The sequence below is a fragment of the Muricoccus vinaceus genome, from assembly GCF_042433125.1.
In the GTDB taxonomy this organism is placed as follows: domain Bacteria; phylum Pseudomonadota; class Alphaproteobacteria; order Acetobacterales; family Acetobacteraceae; genus Roseomonas; species Roseomonas vinacea.
Genome location: NZ_JBHLVZ010000023.1, coordinates 27,040 through 43,125, shown reverse-complemented (window position 1 = coordinate 43,125; position 16,086 = coordinate 27,040). Strand labels below are relative to the sequence as shown.

The 16,086-nt window shown below is 72.2% G+C and carries 17 protein-coding genes; 6 read left to right on the top strand and 11 right to left on the bottom strand.

From position 1 onward, the window contains the following. Positions 1-6: 6 nt before the first annotated feature. Together ACFFIC_RS11065 and ACFFIC_RS11060 are read right to left on the bottom strand one after the other, a co-directional pair. The gene (locus ACFFIC_RS11065) at positions 7-1,227 is read right to left on the bottom strand and encodes an NAD(P)/FAD-dependent oxidoreductase (RefSeq protein ID WP_377050221.1); all 1,221 of its coding nucleotides are present in this window, start codon (positions 1,225-1,227) and stop codon (positions 7-9) included. After that, positions 1,224-1,547: a 2Fe-2S iron-sulfur cluster-binding protein gene (locus tag ACFFIC_RS11060; RefSeq protein WP_377050220.1), complete on the bottom strand. Its 324-nt coding sequence runs from the start codon at positions 1,545-1,547 to the stop codon at positions 1,224-1,226. Before ACFFIC_RS11060 ends, ACFFIC_RS11065 begins: the two co-directional genes overlap by 4 nt. A gap of 124 nt (positions 1,548-1,671) precedes the next feature. On the opposite strand from ACFFIC_RS11060, the gene ACFFIC_RS11055 reads away from it, so the two are divergent. Continuing rightward, positions 1,672-2,451: an IclR family transcriptional regulator gene (locus tag ACFFIC_RS11055; RefSeq protein ID WP_377050219.1), complete on the top strand. Its 780-nt coding sequence runs from the start codon at positions 1,672-1,674 to the stop codon at positions 2,449-2,451. A 25-nt stretch (positions 2,452-2,476) separates the two neighbouring features. Here the strand turns inward: ACFFIC_RS11055 and ACFFIC_RS11050 are convergent, their stop codons facing one another. The 8 genes from ACFFIC_RS11050 to ACFFIC_RS11015 all read right to left on the bottom strand — a co-directional run bounded on the left by ACFFIC_RS11050 (position 2,477) and on the right by ACFFIC_RS11015 (position 9,755). Beyond that, positions 2,477-3,433, bottom strand: a complete 957-nt coding sequence (locus ACFFIC_RS11050; protein ID WP_377050218.1) for a tripartite tricarboxylate transporter substrate binding protein — start codon at positions 3,431-3,433, stop codon at positions 2,477-2,479. A gap of 100 nt (positions 3,434-3,533) precedes the next feature. Next, positions 3,534-5,219: an FAD-dependent oxidoreductase gene (locus ACFFIC_RS11045; RefSeq protein WP_377050217.1), complete on the bottom strand. Its 1,686-nt coding sequence runs from the start codon at positions 5,217-5,219 to the stop codon at positions 3,534-3,536. Positions 5,220-5,237: 18 nt separating this feature from the next. Further along, positions 5,238-5,426, bottom strand: a complete 189-nt coding sequence (locus ACFFIC_RS11040; protein WP_377050216.1) for a hypothetical protein — start codon at positions 5,424-5,426, stop codon at positions 5,238-5,240. 25 nt (positions 5,427-5,451) lie between these two features. Continuing rightward, on the bottom strand, positions 5,452-6,018 hold the full coding sequence (locus ACFFIC_RS11035; protein WP_377050215.1) for a 3-phenylpropionate/cinnamic acid dioxygenase subunit beta: 567 nt from the start codon (positions 6,016-6,018) through the stop codon (positions 5,452-5,454). Positions 6,019-6,034: 16 nt separating this feature from the next. Further along, positions 6,035-6,826 carry an SDR family NAD(P)-dependent oxidoreductase gene (locus ACFFIC_RS11030; protein ID WP_377050214.1) on the bottom strand — a complete coding sequence of 264 codons (792 nt, stop codon included), beginning with the start codon at positions 6,824-6,826 and terminating at the stop codon, positions 6,035-6,037. A gap of 5 nt (positions 6,827-6,831) precedes the next feature. Continuing rightward, positions 6,832-8,178: an aromatic ring-hydroxylating oxygenase subunit alpha gene (locus tag ACFFIC_RS11025; RefSeq protein WP_377050213.1), complete on the bottom strand. Its 1,347-nt coding sequence runs from the start codon at positions 8,176-8,178 to the stop codon at positions 6,832-6,834. A 149-nt stretch (positions 8,179-8,327) separates the two neighbouring features. Further along, a complete protein-coding gene (locus ACFFIC_RS11020; RefSeq protein WP_377050212.1) occupies positions 8,328-8,741 on the bottom strand; it encodes a hypothetical protein in 414 nt (137 codons plus the stop codon). 33 nt (positions 8,742-8,774) lie between these two features. Further along, positions 8,775-9,755 carry a Bug family tripartite tricarboxylate transporter substrate binding protein gene (locus ACFFIC_RS11015; protein ID WP_377050211.1) on the bottom strand — a complete coding sequence of 327 codons (981 nt, stop codon included), beginning with the start codon at positions 9,753-9,755 and terminating at the stop codon, positions 8,775-8,777. Positions 9,756-9,896: 141 nt separating this feature from the next. Between ACFFIC_RS11015 and ACFFIC_RS11010 the strand changes: the two genes are divergently transcribed. The 5 genes from ACFFIC_RS11010 (at position 9,897) to ACFFIC_RS10990 (ending at position 15,820) form a co-directional block, all read left to right on the top strand. Then, positions 9,897-11,678 carry a mandelate racemase/muconate lactonizing enzyme family protein gene (locus ACFFIC_RS11010; RefSeq protein WP_377050210.1) on the top strand — a complete coding sequence of 594 codons (1,782 nt, stop codon included), beginning with the start codon at positions 9,897-9,899 and terminating at the stop codon, positions 11,676-11,678. A gap of 12 nt (positions 11,679-11,690) precedes the next feature. After that, a complete protein-coding gene (locus ACFFIC_RS11005; RefSeq protein WP_377050209.1) occupies positions 11,691-12,410 on the top strand; it encodes a dioxygenase family protein in 720 nt (239 codons plus the stop codon). A 9-nt stretch (positions 12,411-12,419) separates the two neighbouring features. Next, a complete protein-coding gene (gene pcaG, locus ACFFIC_RS11000) occupies positions 12,420-13,037 on the top strand; it encodes a protocatechuate 3,4-dioxygenase subunit alpha (protein WP_377050208.1) in 618 nt (205 codons plus the stop codon). Positions 13,038-13,107: 70 nt separating this feature from the next. Then, positions 13,108-14,082 carry a Bug family tripartite tricarboxylate transporter substrate binding protein gene (locus ACFFIC_RS10995; protein ID WP_377050207.1) on the top strand — a complete coding sequence of 325 codons (975 nt, stop codon included), beginning with the start codon at positions 13,108-13,110 and terminating at the stop codon, positions 14,080-14,082. A 61-nt stretch (positions 14,083-14,143) separates the two neighbouring features. Continuing rightward, positions 14,144-15,820, top strand: a complete 1,677-nt coding sequence (locus ACFFIC_RS10990) for a thiamine pyrophosphate-dependent enzyme (protein ID WP_377050206.1) — start codon at positions 14,144-14,146, stop codon at positions 15,818-15,820. Positions 15,821-15,854: 34 nt separating this feature from the next. Here the strand turns inward: ACFFIC_RS10990 and ACFFIC_RS10985 are convergent, their stop codons facing one another. Beyond that, the gene (locus tag ACFFIC_RS10985) at positions 15,855-16,037 is read right to left on the bottom strand and encodes a hypothetical protein (RefSeq protein ID WP_377050205.1); all 183 of its coding nucleotides are present in this window, start codon (positions 16,035-16,037) and stop codon (positions 15,855-15,857) included. Between the last annotated feature and the right edge of the window lie 49 nt (positions 16,038-16,086).

The window sequence follows — 16,086 nt, the reverse complement described above, 5'->3', positions numbered from 1 at the left end:
GTTCCGTCAGGCGCCTGCCAGCGCGCGCAGGTCGGTGCCCTCGTCCGCCGCGGCCTCGGGGGTAATGCGGCCAGGCGTGGCGACCAGCTTGCGCGCCTGCAGATGCTCGCCGGGCCGGTTCACCGTGTCCACCGCGATCAGCGTGCCGGCGCGGAAGTAGTAGATGGCGAAGCGTCCGTCTTCCATCCGCCCGCGCACCACGTGCCGGTCGTAACCCGTGGGCAGGCCGGCCATCTGAAGCTTCATGTCGTACTGGTCCGACCAGAACCAGGGCACGACCGGCGCCGCCCCGGGCCGGCCCGCGAGCGTGCGCCCCGCCGCGCGGCCGCCGTCGGTCGCGTTCTGGATCGATTCCAGCCGCAGCACCGCCGCGCCCTGGCGAATGCAGGCGCAATCCCCGGCGGCGACCACCTCCGGCTCGTTGGTGCGCCCGCAGGCATCCACGATGATGGCCGCCTGGTCGCAGCCAAGGCCGGCGGACACGGCGATCTCCCCGTTCGGCACGGCGCCGGCCGCGATCAGCACGAGGTCGGCGGGGCGGGACATGCCGTCGGTGCACTCCACCGCCTCCACGCGCCCATCTTGGCCAGCGATGCGCACGGCTTGCACGCCCGTCACGATCTGCGCCCCGCGGGCACGATGGGCCGCCTCCACGAACGCTGCGAGGGGTGGCGCGGCGGCGCGGGACAGCAGGCGGTCGGAGGCCTCCAGCACCGCGACGCGGCAACCGGCGAGAACGAGGCTGGAGGCGACTTCCAGCCCGATATACCCGCCGCCGATGATCACCGCGCGCGCGGCGCCTTCCATGGCGGCGCGCAGGCGCCGGGCATCCGCGAGCGAGCGCAGCGAGAGGACGCCGCCGAGATCGGCGCCCGACAGGGGAATGGCGCGGGCGCGGCTCCCCGTGGCGAAGGCCAGCCGGTCGAAGCGGTGCCGGCTGCCGTCCGCCAGCACCACGGCGCGCCCGCGCCGGTCCACCGCGGCGGCGGGGGTGCCGAGGTGCAGGGCGATGCGCTGCTCCGCATAGAAGCCCGGCGCGCGCAGCGGCAGGGCGTCCTCCTCCACCTTTCCCGCCAGGTAGCCCTTGGAAAGCGGCGGGCGATGGTAGGGGGCATCGGCCTCGTCGCCGATCAGGAGGATCGGTTCCCCGTAGCCGTGCTCCCGCGCACTGACCGCGATCTGCACGCCGGCATAGGAGGCGCCGAGGATGACGAGGCCGTCGCTCACCCCTGGGTTTCCGGCATGGCGACCCGCAACCCGTCGAGATCGGCTTCGACGGTGATCTGGCAGCTCAGCCGGCTGTTGGGGCGCCGCTCGGCCGCTGTGTTCTCCAGCATGTCCTCCTCGTCCTCCCCCGCCGGGGGCAGGCGGTCCAGCCAGGCGGGATCGACATAGACATGGCAGGTGGCGCAGGCGAGGCAGCCGCCGCACTCCGCCTCGATCCCGCGGACGCCGTTCTGGATGGCGCCGAGCATCACGGAGCGTCCCGCCGGCACGTCGACCCGCCGTTCGCTGCCGTCATGGGCCACGTAGATAACGTCAGGCATGTCGCCTCCTTGGGGTGGGGTGATCCGGTGCGGGGCGTTGCGGCAGGGGCGCGGCCTGGCTAAGTGTCCGCCTGACGGACATCGCGCTCGGGCGATGGGCAAGGGGCAGGGAAGCGGCGCAGGCATGGCCAGCGGCACGGCGGAGGCGGGGGAGGGGGACAGCGTGCGGGCCGTGCAGCGCGCCGTCGCGATCCTGCAGGCTTTCACCAGCATCCAGCCGCGCCTGACCGTGCTGGAGCTGCAGCGCGCCACGGGCATCAGCCGCCCCACCCTGTACCGCCTGCTGCAAACCCTTTCGGCCAGCGGGCTTGTGCAGGCGCAGGGGGAGCCGCAGCGCTTCGGACTGGGCCCGGCCGTGATGGGCTTGGCGCATGTGTGGAGCGCCGGCCTCGACGTCGCGCAGCTCGCACGCCCGGTCCTGGAGCGGCTGCGGGACATGACGGGTGAGACGGCCGCACTGTTCGTGCTGCAGGGCGACCGGCGCCTCTGCCTGGTGGAGGTGACGAGCCGCCACGTGCTGATGATCTCCCGCGGCGTGGGCGAAACGGAGCACATCAGCCGTGGCGCGAGCGGCAAGGCGATCCTGGCGCACCTGTCCGGCGAGGCGGCCAGCGCCGCCTGGCGCGGCCTGCCGCCCGAGGTGAACCGCGCCCGCCTGACGGAGGAGCTGGCCCGCTGCCGTGCCGAGGGCATCGCGATCAGCCGAGGCGAGGTGTTCCGCGGCGCCGTCGCGATCGCCGCGCCCTATTTCGGGCCGGGCGGGCAGGTGGCGGGCTCCATCGGCCTTTTCGGTCCCGAGGCGCGGGTGGACGAGGCCCAGGCGCGACATTGCGGCGCTCTGCTGGGCGAAGCGGCGCGCGAGCTGACCGCCGCCCTCGGCGGCACGCCGCCCGCTGCCGCGTGAAGGACGTGGCGCGCCCCGCACGTCGCTACTCCGGATTGAAGCGCGCGGCGCGCAGCAGCGCCGTGCTGCGGCGCAGGTCGGCGTTGATATAGGCCACGAACTCGGCCGGGCTTTCCGTCACCGGTTCGAAGCCGAGCGATGCCAGCCGCTCGATCACCTGCGGTTCGCGCATGGACTGGTTGAGCGCCTCGTTCACCCGCGCGACGACCTCCGCGGGAAGGCCGCGCGGCCCCCAGACGCCGTACCACGACACGATCTCCAGCCCGGGCAGGCCGCTCTCGGCCGCCGTCGGGATCCCGGGCGCGATGGGGCTGCGATGCGGGCTGGTGACGGCGAGCGCCTTCAGCCGGCCGTCGCGCACATGGGGCAGGGCGCCGATGATGGGATCGATCATCAACTGCACCTGCCCGCCCAGCAGGTCCGTCAGCGCCGGAGCGGAGCCGCGATAGGGCACGATGAGAAGGTCGAGGCGCGCGAGCCGGTTGAAGTCCAGCACCGCCAGGTGGTTGGCCGCGCCGAGAGCGGAGAGGCCGAAGGAGAAACTGTTCGGCCGCGCGCGGATCGCCGGCAGGGCCTCCGCGATCGTGCGGCCGGGCACGCCGGGATTGGCCAGGACGAGCAGCGGCCCCTGGCCGAAGCGCGCCACCGGCGTGAAGTCGCCGATCGGATCATAGGGCACGTTGCGCATCACCTGCTGCCCCATGATGTGCACGCTGGGCGCGACGAGCAGGGTGTAGCCATCGGCCGGCGCCACGTGCACGGCTTCCGCCCCCACGGTGCCGCTGGCGCCGGAGCGGTTCTCCACCACGGTTGTGACGCCCAGGCGCTCGCCGATCTTCTGCGCGGCCAGGCGCCCCATGATGTCGGCCGGGCCGCCGGGGGGGTAAGGCACGATCAGGCGGATCAGGCGGTTGGGCCAGGCATCCGCCGCGGCGGCCGGCAGTGCGACGACGAGGCCAAGGAGGAGAGCCAGCCAGCGCATTCCTGTTTCCTTCCCTGCTGCTACGAGGCGCCCCGAGGAGACCCGCCCCGAGGAGACCGGCCCCGAAGAGACCGGCCCCGAGGCCCGTCGTCCTGCCGCGTCACGCGCCCGCCATGGCGGGCACGGGCCGGGGCGCTTCCGCATCCGGCGCGGCACCGCGCAGGAGATCGACCAGCGCGAGCGGATCGGCGGGCAGGCGCTCGCCCCGCCACGCGACATGCTGGTCCGGCCGCGAGAGCACCAGCCCTCGTGCATAGGGGGCCGGCGCATCCGGCAGATCGAGCACCGCGAGCGGCAGCCCACGCCGCGCGGCCGCGTCCACCAGCGGGGAAACATCGATCGCCGGATCGGTGCGCAGCAGGGTGAAGCCGGGCCCGAGCCGGTCGTAGAGGGACACGCCGTCCGCCAGCCAGACATGCGGCGTGCGGCACCCCGGCACGGTGGAGGGCGTGAACCCGGCCATCGTGTATCCCGGAGCGGCCTCCCCGTCATAGGCGATGATCGGCGAGTGGTCGTAGAAATAGCCGAAGTTCAGCCCGCCGCAGCAATACTGGTTGACGTTGAGGTCATAGGCCTCCCGGCCAAGGCGCCGGCGCGCCGCCTCGCCTTCCGCGTCAGGTGCCTCGATGTTGTCGGGCACGCCGCTGCGCTGGCTGCTGAGTGCCTGGGAATGCGCCATGGCGAAGCGCGAAACCTGATCGGTGATCGGCAGCCGCTCCGCCTCATAGGCGTCGAGGATCGCGGGCGCGGCCCAGCCGGACAGCGCGCCGGCGAGAAGCCAGGACAGGTTCATCGCGTCGGCGATGCCGGCATTCATTCCGTAGCCGGCCATCGGCACCCAGATGTGGGAGGCATCGCCGCAAAGGAACACGCGCCGGTCGCGGAAGCGATCGGCCACCAGGCGGCGCCCGATCCAATCCTCCTTGCTGATGACATCGTAGCGGAAGTCCTCGCCCACACCGAGGATGAGGCGGATGCAGCGGTCGCGATCCACTGCCTCGAAGTCGGTCTCATCGGGGCGCAGGTAGTTGTGGATCAGCCAGGTCTCGCGCCCGTCGATCGCGTACATGTTGCCGCTGCGGCGCGGGTTGAGCGAGAAGGTGGCCCAGGCCGGGCGCGCCGGCATGCGCGACAGCAGGTCGGGTGCGCGAATAAAGGTGGACTGCACGCGCTGCACCACCGGATCGCCCTGGAAGGTCGCGCCGATGGCCTTGCGCGTGGGGGAAGCACCGCCGTCGCAGCCGACCAGATAGGCGCAGGCGATGCGCAGCCGCGATCCGTCCTCCAGCCGCTCCGCGGCCGCGCTGACCCCGACCTCGGATTGCTCGAAGCCGAGCACCCGGACGCGGTTCAGAACGCGCAGCCCTGGCATGGCGGTCGCGTGTCGGAACAGGATGGGCTCGAGAAAGATCTGGTTGATGCGGTGCGGCGGCTCGGGCGTCGGCCAGTGTGTGTCGGGCCCCTCCGTGGCCGTATAGCGGTCGGCGCGGCAGGGAATGGGAATGCGCGACAATTCCTCGCCGGTCGCGGTGATGCGGTAGGAGATATCGTTCGGGTAATCCGCGGGCAGCCCCGCGTCGCGCAGCGCGGCCGCGACGCCAAGGCGCCGGAAGATCTCCATGGAGCGCGCCGAGACGTGGTTGCATTTCACGCTCGGTGGCTCGCCCTCGGCGCGAAGCTCCGCCACCGTCACGTTGATGCCGCGCCAGGCAAGGTCCATCGCGAGCGTCAGGCCGACGGGCCCCGCCCCGATAATCAGCACGTCCGTCTCGATCGTCTCCGTCATGGGCCGCCCCTTCCCGCTTCAGCCGGCGTCCGCGACCTGCTCGGCATGGCAAAGTTCCTCCGTGCCGACGAGGTCGGGATCGGCGGGGGACACGATGTAGCGGATCATGATCCACATCCCGTCCTGCGGGTTCTCCACGACCTCGCCGGTGCTGCCGTCCTTGAGTTGAACGGTGTCACCGGGCTTAAGCGCCACCAGGTTGATCATGCTTCTCTCCCGCGATGAGGGCGCATCAGAAGAACACCGTCAGGTTCTTCGCCAGAAGCACGTTCTGGTCGAGAATGATCTCGCGCTTCGCGATCTGCCATCCATCAGCCGTGCGGCGCAGCACGTCCGTCCGCTTGCCGACGAAGAAGTAGGTCTCGTACTCCACCCGGTTCTGGTAGACGAGAAACCGGCTGCGCGCCGTCACCTCGCGTGCCTCCTCCGGCGACGGGGAGACGTCCAGGAGCTGGACATTGGTGACCATGTGGCACACACGGGAAAGCGGTTCCTCGGCGTAATGCACGCCGGTCAGGATCTGCTCCACGCGCTTGGTCAGCGTCCATTTGTCCTCGTCGAACCAGCTGATGCCGGCACCGAGCTTCGTGTTCTCGCGCTCGGCGTGCTGGCCGAACTTCACGTTCCGGCGCATCGGCATGAAATAGGTGATGTCCTCGGCCAGCAGGCCCAGCCATTCCTCGAAGCGCCGGTCGTCCAGCATCTCCGCCTCGGCGTAGAGGAACTCCTCCACCTCCTGCTTCAGCGCGAACCAGGCAAGGCCGCGCTTGGCTTGCCCGGCGGTCATGACGTCGCTCATGGCGTTCCCCTTGGCTTCAGGCCGCGCGCGCGGGCGGCACGGGGCCGCCCTGATGCGCGAAGCAGCCCACATCGATCACGGTGCCGGAGATCACCGCCGCGTCGTCCGACAGCAGGAAGGCGACGGCGCGCGCCAGGTCATCCCCCGTTGCCACGCGGCCGGCGGCGGTGCCGGGCGCGCCGCGGCCGAAGCTTGCGGGATTGCCGTCGGTCCGTCCGAGGCTCATTCCTGTCACGATGCCGCCGCCGCCGGGTATCACGGTGTTGACCCGCACGTGGTCACGGAAGTGATCATAGGCCAGCGCCATGGTCAGCGCGTGCAGCCCGCCCTTGCTGGTGCTGTAGGCCGCCATGTTCGGCTTGCCGTAGCCCGCGCCCGAGCCGACGTTCACGATGACGCCGCCGCCCTGGCGGATCATGTGCGGCAGCACCGCGCGGGCGCAGAGATAGGGGCCGCGCAGGTTCACCGCCATGATGCGGTCCCACAACGCCTCCTCCGTGTCCAGCACGGTGCCGAGCGGCCCGATGGCGGCGTTGTTCACCAGGGCGTCGATGCGGCCGTGGCGCTCCAGCGCGGCTTCCATCACGCGTTGCACGTCGCCGGCCTGGCTGACATCCGCTTCCATCACGTGGGCTTCCAGTCCCCGGCGCTCCAGCTCCTCCCGCAGGGCCGGGATGGCGTTCTCGGCGGTGCTGGACACCTGGCGGGCCTCGATGCCGAAGGCCACGACCTCGTGGCCGCGCCCCGCCAGCTCCAGCGTGATCGACCGGCCGATCCCGAAGGTCCCGCCGGTGACGATGACGACCACCGCCCTTACTCGGCGGCTGCGGGCTGGGCGGCGTCCTGGCCGAGCAGCCTCGGCCAGCCGGCGTCGTGCATGTAGGCGTCCCATGCACCGTAGTAGCCACGCGCCATTTCCTCGGTGATCTGGGTGCTGACCTTGCCAGGCACGTGCTCGTTCATGGTGGAGGCGTGCAGGGACTGCTGGTAGTTGAAGGGGTGACGACGCGCGATGGTGCCCGTGCTGGCCCGCGTGGCGTAGAGCCAGTTCTCCATGTCGTCCTGCTCGGTCATCCCCGCCGGGCCGGAATAGCGCATGTAGTAGTGCCGCAGGTATTCCTTCACCTGCGCGGGCGCGTCGGCGTCCACCAGGAAGAACCGCCAGGCCTCCGTCTCGGTCGGGCTGTGCGGATGCCAGGTGCAGAGCCCGCGCGGCTGGCGCCCGTGGTAGGAGGTGTTGGGAAAGATCGTGCCGGTGAAGGGCAGCAGCCGCGCCTGCTCGCCCATTCGGCGCTTCCTTTCCTCGAAGCAGTGGCGGAAATACTCCTCGATCTCCGGATTGCTCACGAAGGAGTTTACGTACTCGTTGTTCTCGGGCGCGATGGCGCTGTGCACGCCGTGCCCCTGGGGAAAGCTGACCCAGATGTGCTTGGCCTTGGCCAGCTCGTCGTCGCGGCGGCCCTTCACGCCGGCGGCGGCGCTGGGGCCGATGCCGATCAGGTCCACCGAACGGTGGCTCGGATTGTGGTAGGTGTCGCCAAGGAAGTTCTCGGCCGCGAACTTCCAGTTGGCGGGGAACACCCACTTGTGCACGCCGATCACCTCCGACCCGCCCTCGCGCCCGTCGCGGCAGTCCAGCGCCTGGTCGAGGTGCTGCTTGGCATCGCCGAGATAGGTGAAGAAGTCCGGCGCCTCGGCGTCCCAGGATGCCCAGACGGTGCTCTTGTAGATCACCAGCCGCGGCACCTCGATCAGCGAGTGCTCGGAGCGGTCCAGCACGCCGTCATACAACGACTTGTAGAGCGGCACGCCCTGCAGCTTGCCGTCCGTCGCATAGGTCCAGCTGTGATAAGGGCAGGTGAAGAGCGAGGTGTTGCCCTGCTCGTAGCGGCAGACCTTCATGCCGCGGTGCCGGCAGGAATTGAGGAAGACGTGCACCTCGCCCTTCTTGTCGCGGCAGAGAATCACGGATTCCTCCCCCATCCGGGAGGTGAAGAAGTCGCCGGGATTGGGGATCTGGCTTTCATGCCCCACGAAGAGCCAGGCGCGGGTGAAGAGCTTCTCCAGCTCCCGCTGGTACACTGCGGGATCGACGAAGATGTCGCGGCTGATGAAGCCGCGCTTGCTGTCCACCCAGCCGCTCCGCGCACCGTCGCTCATCGCTTGTTCCTCCTGGCCGGGCGGGGCGCACCGTCTGCTCCGGCGCCCCTCCTCCTCCTGACAGCGTGTCCGCTAGACGGACATCATTCTCGTATTTCTTCAGACGTATGGTTGGTGGAACGTGGTGTCAAGCCGTGTCGCGCACCGCCTCAGCGCTCGGAAACAAGGAAGCTGTCGCTGAACTCTCCGCGGGAGGCCTTCACCGGAATTCCCTCGCGCGCGTTCGCGGCATCGGGGCCGAGCATCTCGGAACCCGCCGGGGAATCCGGCGAGGCGAGGGTGTAGAGCTGCTCCGCGAAGGCGCGGGCCTGATCGGGTGAGAGCAGCCATTCGAGCGCCTCTCCCTCCCCGGTCCGGCGCATGCCGGCGCGGTCCGAGGCCGGCCGCAGGAGGATGGTCGTGCCGCCGTCGGGCGTCGCGAAGCCCAGCTCCTCGAAGCGCGCCTCCCGCGGCTCGGCGGCGAAGTGGCGAAGCGTGCCGCCCAGCAGGCGAAGGTCCTCGGCCTCGCCCAGCAGCAGCACCATCGGGTTGTAGTCGCTCGGCAGGAAGCTGTAGCGCAGCATGGCGGATGTCCTTACCTCTGCAATCCCGTTCCTTCAGCGCTCCATCCGGATGTTGGCTTCGCGCGCCACCGTGCGCCAGAGATCGATCTCGCGCGCGATGAGGGCGGAGAACTCCTCCGCGGTGCTGCCGACGGAGGTGAGGGCGAGCATGTCCATACGCTGGCGCGTGTCGGGCTGGCGCATGATCGTGGCCAGGGCTGCCTGAAGCTTCTGCACGATCGGCACGGGCGTCCCGGCGGGCGCGAGCAGGCCGGTGAACAGCTCCACCTCGCTGCCCTGGATGCCCAGTTCGGCCAGGGTCGGCACGTCGGGCAGGGTTGCGAGGCGGGCCGCCGAGGTGACGGCCAGGGCACGCACGCGCCCGCCCTGCACCGCGCCCACCACGCCCGCGGAATCGCCGAGACACATCGTCACCTCCTGCGCCGCGGCGGCATTCACCGCATCGGCCGTGCCGCGATAGGCGACGTAGCGGAAGGTCGCGCCGACCTTCTTGGCGAAGAGCTCGGTGGCCAGCTGGAAGCTGGCGGCGGGGGATCCGTAGGTGGCCCGCCCCGGCTCCTCCCTCGCGTAGGCGACGAGTTCCTGCACGGAGCGGATGGGCGAGGCCGCCGACACGACGAGCACCAGCGGGAACGAGACCAGCAGCGAGACGGGCGCGAAGTCGCGCAGGGTGTCGTAGGGCAGGCGGTCGTAGGTGGCGGGGTTGAAGACCATGGGGCCGCTCGCCCCCATGAGCAGCGTGTAGCCATCGGGTTTGGCGCGGGCCACCGCCTCGGAGCCGACGATGGCCTGCGCGCCGGAGCGGTTCTCGACCACCACGGAGACCTGCCCGAGTTGCTCGCTCAGCTTCGTCGCGACGATCCGCGCCACCAGGTCGTTCGTTGCGCCGGGCGCATAGGGAACGACGATGCGGAGCGGCCGGTCGGGATAGGCTTCGCCCTGCGCGCGCGCCACCGGCGCCCATGCCGACAAGCCGGTGCCGGCGAGCAGCCCCAGGGATTGGCGTCGCGTCATGCCCATCACCGCGTTTCCTCCATCATGCCGTTGCAGGCCCCCTTGCCGGGGGTCTCTCTGAGCGGGCTGACCATGAAATAGATGGTTGACTATGTAAACCATATTCGGCGTGATGGCGGGGCTTGGGGTTCGCCAGTGTCGATGGTTCAGCAAGAAAGCGGGTCGGGTGTCCGCATCGCCGGGGTGGTCCTGCGGGATGGTGCGGTGGTGGTGCGCGCCCTGAACGGCGCCGAGGGCGCCTGCGCCCTGCCGCCGGGGGCCTCCACCCAGGGGCTGGCCGCCCTGGCAGCCGGCATGGCCGGGCAGGCTCTGGCGGACGGCCCCGCCAGCGGTGCCCTGTTGCGCTGGGCAGCGCTGCCCGCGGCCGACCGCCCGCTCTTCGGCGCCGTATGGACCGCCCTGCACGCGCTGCGGGCGAGGGTGGCGGGCGAGGACATGCACGACGCCCGGGGCGGCCCGGCGGCCGATCCCGTGCTGATCGAGACCGGTGCGGCACCGGACACGGAGCCCGTGCAGGCCTGCCTCGATCCCGCGCGGCGGCTGGTGGTGGCGACCCTCGCCACGGGCGGGCCGGAGGGCGTGTCGGAGCTCGCCGCGCTGGCCCGTGCCTGCGGCGTGCAGCTGGCGGTGGCGCCCCTGGCGCCCGGCGCCGTGCCGCTGGAGCAGGCGGCCCGGACCGCCGCAGCGCTCGGCGTCTCACTCGCGGCGCCCGAGCTGCCGGCGCTGCACGGCAGCACCCGGGGTGGCTGCGCGGTGGAGGAGGTGCGGCTGCACCGCGTTTCCCTGCCGCTCCGCGACCTCTACGTCAGCGCCATGTACCTGACCGACCGGCAGGCCCGCACCGTGGTGGAGATCCGCACGCGCGACGGCACCACCGGCTGGGGCGAGACGGTCGGCGCGCCCGAGGTGGCGGCGCTCGCCGCGAAGCTCGCCGCGGACTGGATCGGCCGGGACCTCCGCGCGGAGCGCAACGCGCTCCGGCGGGACTTTGCGCGCATCGGCTTTGAGAACCGCAACGGCCGCAACGGCCTGGCCGCCTTCGCCGCCCTGGAACTGGCGGGCTGGGACGCGGTGTCGCGGCAGGACGGGCGCTCCCTGCGCGCGGCGCTGGGCGACGGGCGGCGCGGCGGCTCCGTGCCGATCGCCTGCCCGCTTCCCGCCGCCGTGCCCGGCCGCAAGGTCACGCGGGCGGAACTGGCGGCGCACATGGCCGACCCCGCCCAGGCGGCGCGTGTGGGCGAACTCGCCGCGGGCATCGCCGAGCGCTGGGACGTGGCCGCCTTCAAGTACAAGAGCGCCGGCACGGGACAGGCCTGGGACCTGGCGGCCTTGACCGCCTTGCGCCGCAGGCTCGGGCCCGCCGCCAGGCTGCGCTTCGATCCCAACGCCGCCTACGAGACGGAGGAGGCGACGCGCCTGTGCCAGGCGCTCGAACCGCTGGAACTGGAGTTCTTCGAGGACCCGACGGACGGCATCGAAGGCTTGGCGCGGCTTTCGGGCGCCGTCTCCACCCCGCTGGCGACGAACATGTGCGTCACCCAGCCCGAGCACATCGTGGCGGCCGCCCGCCGCGGGGCACCGCACATCGTCCTGGGGGACCTCTTCCTGTGGGGCGGCGTGGCGGGGCTGCGGGACATGGCCTCGGCCGCGCGGCTCTGCGGCCTCACCCCTTCCATCCACAGCTTCTACGAAACCGGGCTCGCGACGGCCGCCAACGTGCAGATGGCCCTCGCGCTCGGCATGGATGCCCCGCACCCCATGGATTGCGGCTGGCCCCTGCTGGCCGAGGACATCGTGGCGCCCGACGCGCTGCGCGTGGAAGGCGGGCGCCTGCACTGCCCGGACGGCCCGGGCCTCGGCCTCGTGCCCGATCCGGCCCGGCTCGCCGCGCTTCGCCTCGCCGAACCCGTCGTGATCCGCTGAAGGAGGCGCGCCGTGATCCCCCGCACCGACCTGCCCGACCGCTTCCTGCCCTATGACGAGGGCGGCCAGCCGCAGGTGCCGATCGAGGGCTATGCCAACACGGTCAGGCGCAACCCCTCGCGCCCGCCCTTCCGCCGGCCGGTGACGCGCACGGAGTTGACCGGCCCGCTCGACCTCACGGCCAAGCTCCGCCCGGGGGACGACAACCTCGCGCTGTCCCCCGAGGGGCGCCCCGCGATGGGCCAGCTCATCCACATCGCCGGACAGGTGCTGGACGAGGACGGGCGGCCGGTGCGCCACGCCATCGTGGAGATCTGGCAGGCCAACGCCGCCGGGCGCTACCGCAACCCGCTGGACCGGCGGGACGCGCCGCTCGATCCCGACTTCATCGGCAACGGGCGCGCGCTGACCGATGGGGAAGGGCGCTACGCCTTCTTCACCATCCGGCCCGGAGCCTACCCCGTGCCGGATTCCGGCCGCTGGTGGCGCCCGCCCCACGTGCATTTCTCCGTGCTGGGGCCGGGCAGCCTCTCGCGCCTGGTCACGCAGATGTACTTCCCGGGGGACCCGCTGAACGCGCGCGACCGGCTGCTGAACGCCCTGCCCGATCCGGAGGCCCGCGCGCGGCTCGTGGCGCAGGCGGTGCCGACCGAGGAGGTGGAGGGCGAGTGGCTGGCCTATCGCCACGCGATGGTGCTGCGCGGCCGCCACGCCACGCCGCCGCTTCCCTGAGAACCACCCATGGCAAGGCCCAACGCCCCCATGCCCGCCACCGGCTGGCACACGATCGGCCCCTTCTTTCCCCGCTCCTTCTTCCAGGAAGGGGACAACGACCTGACGCGCCTTTCCGCAGAAGCCGCGCCCACCGCGCGCGGCGAGCCGATCCTGCTGCACGGCCATGTGCTGGAGGAGGGCGGCGGCCCCTGCGTGAACGCGGTGCTGGAAGCCTGGCAGGCCGATGCCGCCGGCCGCTTCCGCCACCCGCTCGATCCCCATTGGCGGGAGGCCGACCCGGATTTCCTGGGCTGGGGCCGCGCCTGGACCGACGCGGCCGGCCACTACAGCTTCCGCACGGTGATGCCGGGCGGCTTCGCCGACGGAGCGGCGACGCGCGCCCCGCACGTCAACCTCGGCATCCTCGGCTCCGGCATCATGCGGCGCCTGGTCACCACCGTGTTCTTCCCGGAGCAGGAGGCGGCCAACGCGGCGGACCCGGTGCTGGGCGCCCTGCCCGACGCCGCGCTCCGCGCCCGCCTCGTGGCCAAGGAGGAAGCACCGGCGGACGGCCTGCGCCGTTTCCGCTTCGACCTGCTCCTGCGCGGAGATGCCGCTTCGGAGACGCCCTTCTTTCTTGACTGAACCCGGTGCCCGGTCGCGGGGCCAGGGGAACGAAGGCCGGAAAACCGGCGGCGCGACGGAGGAAACGGGAATGACGCCAACCAGACGCCGGGCGCTGCTGGCCCTCGCGGCCCTGCCCGCCACCTTGCCCACCACTGGGCGGGCACAGACCGGCGCGCGCCCTCCCGGGCAACTCATCATCCCCTTCGCCGCGGGCGCCTCGGCCGACGGCGTCGGGCGCCTGATCGGGGCGGGGCTGGGCCCGCGCATCGAGCGCAACCTGGTGGCGGACAACCGCCCCGGCGCCGGCGGCACCCTCGGGCTCACGCTGCTGGCGCGGGCGCCGGCGGATGGGAGCGTGCTCGGCATCGGAGCCACGGGGGCGGTGGTGATCAACCCCCACACCCCGGATGCCACGCCCTTCGATCCGCTGGCGCAGCTCGCTCCGCTGGCAAGGGTGGCGGAGATCCCGCTCGTGCTGGTCGCCGGCGCCGCCTCGGGCCTGCGCAACCTGCCCGACGTCATCGCCCGCGCGAAGGCGGAGCCGAACGGCCTCAGCTTTGGCACCACCGGCACCAACAGCGCACAGCACCTGGCCATCGTCACGCTGGCACGGACGACGCGATCGAACCTCGTGCACATCCCCTATCGCGGCAGCGCGCCGGCCGTGACCGACGTGCTGGCCGGCAACCTGCCGCTGGCCTGCGTGGACCTGACCTCGGCGCAGGCACACATCCAGGCGGGCACGCTGGCCGCGATCGGCCTCACGGGCGGCCGGCGCGCGCAACTGGCGCCGGACATCCCGACGATCGCCGAAGGCGGCGTGCCCGGCTTTTCCGTCACGGCCTGGATGGGCCTGTTCGGCCCGGCAGCACTGCCGGAGGCGATGCGCCAGCGCATCTCCCGTGCCGTGGGCGAGATCGTGGCGGAGCCGGACGCGCAGCGCGGTCTGCTCGCTCTCGCGACGGAGCCGGATTTCCTTGGCCATGCGGAGTTCGCGCGCTTCCTGTCGGCCGAGTCCGCGCGCTGGCGGGACCTTCTGGGAACGCTGGGGCGGACCGAATGAGCGCGCCACGCGCCGCCGAACAGCGGATGCCCGTCCGGGCAAGCAGGAAAGAGAAACTGGCATGACGATGACAGGAGGCCAGGCCCTGGCCGGGCAGCTGATCCAGGAAGGGGTGACGGATGTCTTCGGCATCCCCGGCGTGCAGCTCGACTGGGCGGTGGACGGGCTGCGGCAGGCGGCGGACCGCATCCGCCTCACCGTGCCGCGGCACGAGCAGGCCACCTCCTACATGGCGGACGGCTTCGCGCGCGCCACGGGACGCTTCGGCACCTGCATGGTGGTGCCGGGGCCGGGGGTGCTGAACGCCGCGGCAGGCCTCGCCACGGCGTTCGCCTGCAACTCCCCGGTGCTGTGCATCGCCGGCAACATCTACGGCCCGGCGGTGGGCAAGGGCTTCGGGCTGCTGCACGAGATCCGGAACCAGACGGGCGTGCTGGCCTCCGTCACCAAGTGGCAGGGCAGCGCCTCCACGCCGGCGGAGGTGCCCGCCCTGGTGCGGGAGGCGGTGCGCCGGATGACCTCCGGCCGCCCCGCCCCGGTGGCCATCGAGATCGCGCACGACGTGCTGAGCGCGAGCGGCGAGGTGAAGCTGCTGCCCCCCGGCCGGGAGGACCTCCGCCTCGCCCCCGATCCCGGCTCAGTGGAGCGCGCCGCTGCCCTGCTGGACGGCGCGCGCTTCCCGGTGGTCTTCGCCGGCGGCGGCGCCGTCGGGGGAGAGGCGCCCGAGGCCCTTCGCCTGCTGGCCGAGCGCCTGCAGGCCCCTGTGGTGATGGGGGAGAACGGCCGCGGTGCCCTCTCGGACCGCCATCCGCTGGCGCTCAACGCACTGGGTGGCCGGGCCGTCTTCGCCCATGCGGACGTGGTGCTGGTGGTGGGCAGCCGCTTCGTGGACACGGCGGTGGCGACCCCCGCCTGGCCGAGCGCCGCCGCCCGCTATGTCTTCCTCAACATCGACCCGGCCGCCTGGGCGCCCCCGCGCGAGCCCACGGTCGCGATCGAGGCGGACGCCGCCCTGGGCCTGAAGGCGCTGGCCGCCGCCGTCGCCCGCCGCCTTCCGCGCGGGGACGACCTGGACCGCGTTCGGGCCTGGGCGGCCGCGCAGTCGGACGCGATCGAGCCGCAGCACGGCTTCGTCCGCGCCCTCCGCGCCGCCATCCCGGAGGACGGCATCCTGGTGAACGAGCTGACCCAGGTCGGCTACTACGCGCGCTTCGCCTACCCGGTGTACCGGCCCGGCACCTTCATCAACCCGGGCTACCAGGGCACGCTGGGCTACGGCTTCCCCACCTCGCTCGGCGTGGCGGCGGGCGCGGGCGGGCGGGCGGTGGTGGGCATCACCGGCGATGGCGGCTTCGGCTGGGGCATGCAGGAGCTGGCGACCGCCCGCAAATACGGGCTGCGCGTGGCCACCGTGGTGTTCAACGACGGCCATTTCGGCAATGTCCGGCGCATGCAGGGCGACCAGTTCGGCGAGAGTTACGGCACCGGCTTGCAGAACCCCGATTTCGCGCGCCTGGCGGAGGCCTTCGAGGTGCCCTTCGCCCGCGCCGACGACGGCCCGGCGCTGGAGGCCGCGCTGCGCCACGCGCTGGAGGCGGAAGGCCCCAGCCTGATCGAGGCGCGGGTGGGCGAGATGCCGAGCCCCTGGCACCTCATGCGCCTCAGCAACCCGCCCTTCGTGAAGGCGCGGCCCGCCCCACCCAACCCGCTGGGCGAGCCGGCGCCGCGCCTGGCATAGCCCGGCATCCGCCCCTTCGCGCCGCGAGCCCGCTTCAGGCGTTCTCCGGCTCGCGCGCGGCGAAGGGGGCCTTGAACAGGTTCGACATGGCATCCTGCATCTGCGCGGGGGGCCAGGGCGAGAACGGCAGCCATGCCCGGAGCATCGCCCCGGGCGTGAGGCTGGCCACGGCGTCGCTCATCTGCTGCCCCATCCTGGCCAGGGCGGCGTCCTGCATGGCTCGACGTCCGGAAGGCCGAAGGCGTGCCGGGCTTCCTCGGGCGTGC

Excerpts from the sequence above, each read along its gene's own strand:
- ACFFIC_RS11010 (WP_377050210.1), top strand. The coding sequence starts at position 9,897 with ATGGTTCAGCAAGAAAGCGGGTCGGGTGTCCGCATCGCCGGGGTGGTC.
- ACFFIC_RS11055 (WP_377050219.1), top strand. The coding sequence starts at position 1,672 with ATGGCCAGCGGCACGGCGGAGGCGGGGGAGGGGGACAGCGTGCGGGCC.
- ACFFIC_RS11050 (WP_377050218.1), bottom strand. The coding sequence starts at position 3,433 with ATGCGCTGGCTGGCTCTCCTCCTTGGCCTCGTCGTCGCACTGCCGGCC.
- ACFFIC_RS11045 (WP_377050217.1), bottom strand. The coding sequence starts at position 5,219 with ATGACGGAGACGATCGAGACGGACGTGCTGATTATCGGGGCGGGGCCC.
- ACFFIC_RS10985 (WP_377050205.1), bottom strand. The coding sequence starts at position 16,037 with ATGCAGGACGCCGCCCTGGCCAGGATGGGGCAGCAGATGAGCGACGCC.
- ACFFIC_RS11025 (WP_377050213.1), bottom strand. The coding sequence starts at position 8,178 with ATGAGCGACGGTGCGCGGAGCGGCTGGGTGGACAGCAAGCGCGGCTTC.
- ACFFIC_RS10990 (WP_377050206.1), top strand. The coding sequence starts at position 14,144 with ATGACGATGACAGGAGGCCAGGCCCTGGCCGGGCAGCTGATCCAGGAA.
- pcaG (WP_377050208.1), top strand. The coding sequence starts at position 12,420 with ATGGCAAGGCCCAACGCCCCCATGCCCGCCACCGGCTGGCACACGATC.
- ACFFIC_RS10995 (WP_377050207.1), top strand. The coding sequence starts at position 13,108 with ATGACGCCAACCAGACGCCGGGCGCTGCTGGCCCTCGCGGCCCTGCCC.
- ACFFIC_RS11020 (WP_377050212.1), bottom strand. The coding sequence starts at position 8,741 with ATGCTGCGCTACAGCTTCCTGCCGAGCGACTACAACCCGATGGTGCTG.
- ACFFIC_RS11040 (WP_377050216.1), bottom strand. The coding sequence starts at position 5,426 with ATGATCAACCTGGTGGCGCTTAAGCCCGGTGACACCGTTCAACTCAAG.
- ACFFIC_RS11060 (WP_377050220.1), bottom strand. The coding sequence starts at position 1,547 with ATGCCTGACGTTATCTACGTGGCCCATGACGGCAGCGAACGGCGGGTC.
- ACFFIC_RS11015 (WP_377050211.1), bottom strand. The coding sequence starts at position 9,755 with ATGACGCGACGCCAATCCCTGGGGCTGCTCGCCGGCACCGGCTTGTCG.
- ACFFIC_RS11035 (WP_377050215.1), bottom strand. The coding sequence starts at position 6,018 with ATGAGCGACGTCATGACCGCCGGGCAAGCCAAGCGCGGCCTTGCCTGG.